Origin of the sequence: Spirulina sp. 06S082 (genome assembly GCF_034932145.1) — a bacterium.
In the GTDB taxonomy this organism is placed as follows: Bacteria; Cyanobacteriota; Cyanobacteriia; order Cyanobacteriales; family Spirulinaceae; genus CCY15215.
Genome location: NZ_JAYGHV010000078.1, coordinates 1 through 5,149 on the forward strand (window position 1 = coordinate 1; position 5,149 = coordinate 5,149).

Below are 5,149 nucleotides of genomic sequence, written 5' to 3' on the forward strand. Positions count from 1 at the left end.
TCCTTCTCCTGCTTTGAGATAGCGAATTGATAAATCTTCCACATCCAAACATAATTCTGCTTGCCATGTTGGACGTTCTATATTCCAACAATTTAATTGTTTTCGATCTTGTTGACACCCTAAATCAAGCAGCCAATTTTCAATTTCTGGCAGGGGATGATTGTAGAGGGGTGTATCGGGGTTGGGTAATACCATAGACACTTTAAAAACTAGAATTTGAGTACAGAAAAGACAGCAAAGCAACCGGAATTTGTAAAGCAGTTTCACCTCGGGTTAAGCCTACGGCGATCGCCAATAAGATGCAACTGAGAAAGGTTACGCCCAAAATAAACAAAGCGAATAATTCTCCTCCCGATAAAGGGCGATCGCTAGGATCGAGATAAGCAGTATTGCTATATTCTTCTTCTTCCTCCTCCTGCCAAGAAAAATGCGATCGCGGTTGCACCACATAGAAACGCGAATAGCCAATTTGACTATCATAAAGCAAACGACCCTCGCGATCGCTCAAAATTGCATAGGCTTCATTCAGTTTTTGAAATTTAACTGTTGCAATTTCAGGCGGTAATGTTGTTGTATCTGGGTGATAGCGCTTGCTTAACCGCCAATACGACCGTCTGATTTCAATAACAGAAGCGGAAGGATGTAGACCCAAACGCGCATAATAACTATTAGCAATGCGCGCCTGTGCCGATACCCTGCGATCGCTGGTTCTGGGGTTAAATCCGCTCTGACTCATGGAAAGGTGTTGGCTCGAATCCTAACTTAATTTTATATTGTACCTGTGGATTCGCGATCGCAATTTAATCGCGAGAGTGGTCTGGCGATCGGAAGATGAATGTAGTCAAAATTTATCCAATACTTGAGTGTTTGGGAGTGCAAAGCGTAACATCAATTTGGTATAGACTGAACGGATTATGTGCCGCGATCGCCTTCTACTCAATATTTGCTATACTCCACAATCCCAAACCCTCTCTGATACCAATTCACAAGATAGTGATATTGTGACTGAATTTTCCCTGTTTTTAGACTATTTCTAGTTAGTCAGCCGTTGCTAATTCCGTGCTACCTCGGACGCGACGACGAGTTAGGCTATTAAATAGCATTTGTCCGACCGCCTTAATCAAGTTTCCTTCTAGTTCGCCAAACATCTTCATATTCGCTTTGAAAGAAGCATTTGCTTCTTCAACAATATCTTCTGCCGTGGCTTGGTCGATGGGCAGTTCGTTCATGGCTTGACGATAATTGTCCTTAAATGCCTTCTCATCAGCAATTTCTGGAAACTCATAAAAATGGGTTCCTTCTCCTTCCGATAAATTCATACCCCGTTGGGCGATTTTTTTCAGGATTTGACCGCCAGAGAGATCCCCCATATAACGAGTATAGAGGTGAGCAAGTAACAATTCGGGACGAGTATTGCAAATTTCCCGAATGCGATCGACATAAGCCTGTCCCGATGCTGAAAGTTTAACTTCGTTGCGCCAGTTAGGACCGTAGTAGAACAGCAAATCTTGTTCTAAACTATGTTTGCGATTGAGTTCGGGGAAATACATATAGGAAAGAACAGCATGATCCTTATGGCGTTCCATTTCCTCTTCCATCGCTGAATAGACAAAATAGAGATTAGCCGTGAGTTTGCGATAGGAGGTTTTCTCCACGACTCCTTTTAAAAAACATTTAATAAAACCCATGTTTTCTGCCATGGTATGGGCTTTCTTTGTCCCTTCCCGTAGCATTGTAGCTAAATTAACACTCATCTTAAATTTCCTGTTCTATGATTGGACGTTTGGGAATAAAAAATCACCTAGTGTCCTAGGTTAAACCGATCTGTTGAGAAAATTCATTAAGATTTTTTACAGAATCTTGGTAGGAGTTGGTAAGGTATTCCTTTGCGGCGATCGCACTCTCCCCATCAGATCGTCAGGTTTCTTTACAATTTGCAATATTTTCCCAATATTTTCCCAATATTTTTCCAACATTTTTCCATCTTCGTCTTCCTGTAGAGTTGCAATTTAGTTCCAATTTAGTTCCAATTGCCGATCGCAACAAAAGATGACCAGAAAAAAGGATGACTCAAGTTTACATTGGTTTGGCCTTGTAACACTGGAGGCAAAGGAATGCGACTCCCATTAGAAAATTGTAATGTTCCTTCAGAAATCCGCGTTTCTCCCTTTAACAATTTTAACTGAGCTTGACGTAAGGCTTGAACTTTAATTGGTGTTTGGGCGAGTTGTTGGTAATATTCTCCCATTAATGCTAATGTTCCTAAATCGTTAACACGCCAGACACTGGCAAGAGCAGATTTAACACCAACTTGAATTGCCAAACCTGCAAACCCTAACTCCGCACTTTCATCGCCAACTGCTGTTTGACAAGCACTGAGAACAAAAAGTTCAATTGAAGGGCGATCGCCGTCAGTCCAACCGAGACTTTTCGCCAGTTGTCTCAGTTCAAATAAGTTGAGTCGGCGATCGGTAAATTGAATATAAGAATTTTCAATTTCTCCTGGTTTAAATTCGCCGTGGGTAGCTAGATGAATAATACCAAATTGACCCATGCGATTTTCTTGAATAAAGTTTTCGACGGTAAATTCAGAATTGAAGAAAATCTCGCTTTGCCAAGATGTTTGCGCGATCGCTTCTAATTCAAGTTCGACCGCAGGAAGAGGATTTTGGTCTACAAATTGGGTTGCTCCCATGGCCAAAAGTTGCCTTTTTCTAACATCAAAATAGCCCGTATCAGTTAAGCCGAAACTGGGTATAATAGAAATACTATATTTCTCAATTAAAAATTGTTCTCCATCATGGAGAACACTAATGGGAATGAGGCGCAAGCCAGAATCCATAGAAAAGACTAGAGTATCAATTTCTCGATTTCTCAGTTCTGCTTCTAGAGGTGCAATAATCCATTGATACAATTGCTGTGCTGGCTCAAGATAAACTGGCGAGACTCGACGAATATTAGTAACATTCCGACGCAAGTTTTTGACAGTTTCTTGGACAAGGGATTTAGATGCTTCGGGAACTTGAACTCGATAGATTGAAGAGGCAATTTTTTCATCTGAGAGACTCTGTTTCGTGGCGTTTGCAATTGAAGGAAAAATAGTGAGTATTTCTATTTGTTCCTGTTGACTAGAAACATAAATAACCGCCGCTTTCTGACCCGTTTGCTGCCAAGTTTGATTGAGAACTCGTATAATCTGTTCGGGAGTGGGAACTTTTCCACATCGTTCTAATTTCAAATGATTGCAAAAGTCTAATGCTTGATATTCTTCTAGTAATTGAACGGCTTCGCTGTTAGATGCCTGTTGTAGTTGTGCTTCATAAGCAAGGCGATCGGCTTTGAGGAAGTTTGATTCTGATGCAGTATTATTCGTGTCAGAATTGGGGACAATTTCGACAGGATTTGGTCCGGTAATATCAGATTGATTTCCAGATTGTGCTAAACTGGAAAAAGGGGCGATCGCCATGCCCAATCCTGCATAATAAAAAGCGAGTACAATCTTGCCAAATTTATTCATTATTCTCTCAAATCTCAATCTTTAAAATTGGATTAAAATTGGACTTAAAATAGACTTAAAATTCAAAACTGTAGCCAGCCGAAAAGAGAAAACGAGTGCCATCTCCCGCCGTCCCAGTAATATCTGTAATCGCGGGAACAATAACCAAAGGAACGTCTGCAAAGGGAACAAAAGAGAAACCCACCGTTAAATCTTGTCCCGTCCATTCTGCGATCGCGCTTGACCATTCCGTAACTCGAACAGATGCACTGCCAAAAATACCGACAGAATTGACTCCATTAATAACATCATCCTCTGAGCGAAATTGACCGCCTCCCACACCCACAGAAAGATAAAATTGACTAAAAGGGTCTTGGGGGTTTTCCGAGAGGAAAAAGCGCCGCGTTAGTACGCCATAGATTGAAGAACCCCCATCCGTTAAACCAAAATTTGTTGCCCCTTGAACCCCCACGGCAATATTAAAATTATCCGGTAATTGTCGGTGAATTTTAAAACTAATCGAGCCATCGCTGAAAAAAGAATCAAGATCGACTAAAGTGAGAACAATTTCTGCTCCGATGGTTTCCGTCGCATCTCCCAAGCCAACTTTAATCCCGAATATACCATCAGCGCGATCGCTAAAGCGAGTTCTCGATTGTAATCCTACCCCGATCGCCGCATTTCCCCAAGAGGCTCCGTAAGCAGAAGGCGTTACTACAGTAATACTGGGAGAAACCATCACACTTGAGTCTTGTTCTGCGGCTTTTTGAGGCAGGAGAGGAAGGATTTCGGGTTGAAAGGGTTGAGGATCGATGGGTTGGCGATGGATGGGTAGAAAGGGTTCTCCGGTTTCGTCATTTTGACTGAATAGGGGTTCTTGCGGTTTGTCAATATGAGGAATAATTCCTCGCTTTTCAGCTTCTGGCTTTAAAGAGAGTGATTGCCCCCGTACAGCGATCGGAAAAAAAACGATAAAGATAACGAGAAACAATCCGCCGATTTTACGATTTAGGATAGAGGTGTGATGGCGATTGGTAATCATAAACACCCACAGAAAAAGTGAGATTAGTTGCTATAAATCGGTTATAGTCGATCGCTCTAGTAAAATAGACCGATCGAACAATAGTTGTAGTGAATCTTAACATTTTAGGGAAATGGAAAGGCGATCGCATTCTGAAAAAATATCATTTATACTTAATTCTTAAAGCCCATGAAAGTTCTCGATTCTAATCGCGAATACACCTTCAGCAAAATCTTTGAATTGAACGCGGAAGTTGATGAAATCTTAGCAGATTTTGGTTATTCATTCTCACAAGAAAAACTCGCTTTGCCACAATATAGCGGAGAACTCAAACGACTGCAAGAGCTGCGCGATCGCATCGAAGATGTCTTACCCTTGGTAAACCTAACAACAGAGTTAGCCCGGCGGGAAATCCTCATTGCTCCCGTTGTCGTAGAATTAGTACGCCAGACTCGAGCCAAACTGCGAATAGAATACTCCGTGAATTACCGACTCATCATCCTATGGATAAATGAGCGGCTTCGGGATTCACAGGGAACTGCTTTTCATCAACATTGTTGATGACGAGTCTTACATCCCCTCCACCCGCAGAAGCGCTGATTCCCAGCGCCTGTATTTGTCTGATGCCTTCT

The 5,149-nt window shown here is 41.8% G+C and carries 7 protein-coding genes; 1 reads left to right on the plus strand and 6 read right to left on the minus strand.

All coding sequences use genetic code 11. The annotated features are described in order from the left end of the window. The 6 genes from VB714_RS06910 to VB714_RS06935 form a co-directional block, all read right to left on the minus strand. A partial coding sequence (locus tag VB714_RS06910; RefSeq protein WP_323222465.1) for a DUF3143 domain-containing protein occupies window positions 1–195 on the minus strand: 195 nt, incomplete at its 3' end. Between the two features lie 7 nt (window positions 196–202). After that, window positions 203–736, minus strand: coding sequence for a J domain-containing protein (locus VB714_RS06915; RefSeq protein WP_323222467.1), 534 nt, complete (start codon window positions 734–736; stop codon window positions 203–205). A 301-nt stretch (window positions 737–1,037) separates the two neighbouring features. Continuing rightward, complete coding sequence (locus VB714_RS06920) at window positions 1,038–1,754, minus strand: heme oxygenase (biliverdin-producing) (protein WP_323222469.1); 717 nt, start codon at window positions 1,752–1,754, stop codon at window positions 1,038–1,040. Between the two features lie 96 nt (window positions 1,755–1,850). Further along, window positions 1,851–1,976 (minus strand): hypothetical protein, encoded by a 126-nt coding sequence (locus VB714_RS06925; RefSeq protein WP_323222471.1) that lies wholly within the window; start codon window positions 1,974–1,976, stop codon window positions 1,851–1,853. A gap of 44 nt (window positions 1,977–2,020) precedes the next feature. Continuing rightward, a complete protein-coding gene (locus VB714_RS06930; RefSeq protein WP_323222472.1) occupies window positions 2,021–3,517 on the minus strand; it encodes a CHAT domain-containing protein in 1,497 nt (498 codons plus the stop codon). Between the two features lie 55 nt (window positions 3,518–3,572). After that, window positions 3,573–4,538 carry a hypothetical protein gene (locus tag VB714_RS06935; RefSeq protein WP_323222475.1) on the minus strand — a complete coding sequence of 322 codons (966 nt, stop codon included), beginning with the start codon at window positions 4,536–4,538 and terminating at the stop codon, window positions 3,573–3,575. Between the two features lie 168 nt (window positions 4,539–4,706). Here VB714_RS06935 and VB714_RS06940 point away from each other — a divergent pair, with 168 nt between their 5' ends. Continuing rightward, window positions 4,707–5,078, plus strand: coding sequence for a hypothetical protein (locus VB714_RS06940; protein WP_323222477.1), 372 nt, complete (start codon window positions 4,707–4,709; stop codon window positions 5,076–5,078). The last annotated feature ends 71 nt before the right edge of the window (window positions 5,079–5,149 follow it).

What these genes read in the sequence shown, in the direction of transcription:
- VB714_RS06915 (WP_323222467.1), bottom strand. Translation starts at nt 736, where the DNA reads ATGAGTCAGAGCGGATTTAACCCCAGAACCAGCGATCGCAGGGTATCG.
- VB714_RS06920 (WP_323222469.1), bottom strand. Translation starts at nt 1,754, where the DNA reads ATGAGTGTTAATTTAGCTACAATGCTACGGGAAGGGACAAAGAAAGCC.
- VB714_RS06925 (WP_323222471.1), bottom strand. Translation starts at nt 1,976, where the DNA reads ATGTTGGAAAAATATTGGGAAAATATTGGGAAAATATTGCAAATTGTA.
- VB714_RS06930 (WP_323222472.1), bottom strand. Translation starts at nt 3,517, where the DNA reads ATGAATAAATTTGGCAAGATTGTACTCGCTTTTTATTATGCAGGATTG.
- VB714_RS06935 (WP_323222475.1), bottom strand. Translation starts at nt 4,538, where the DNA reads ATGATTACCAATCGCCATCACACCTCTATCCTAAATCGTAAAATCGGC.
- VB714_RS06940 (WP_323222477.1), top strand. Translation starts at nt 4,707, where the DNA reads ATGAAAGTTCTCGATTCTAATCGCGAATACACCTTCAGCAAAATCTTT.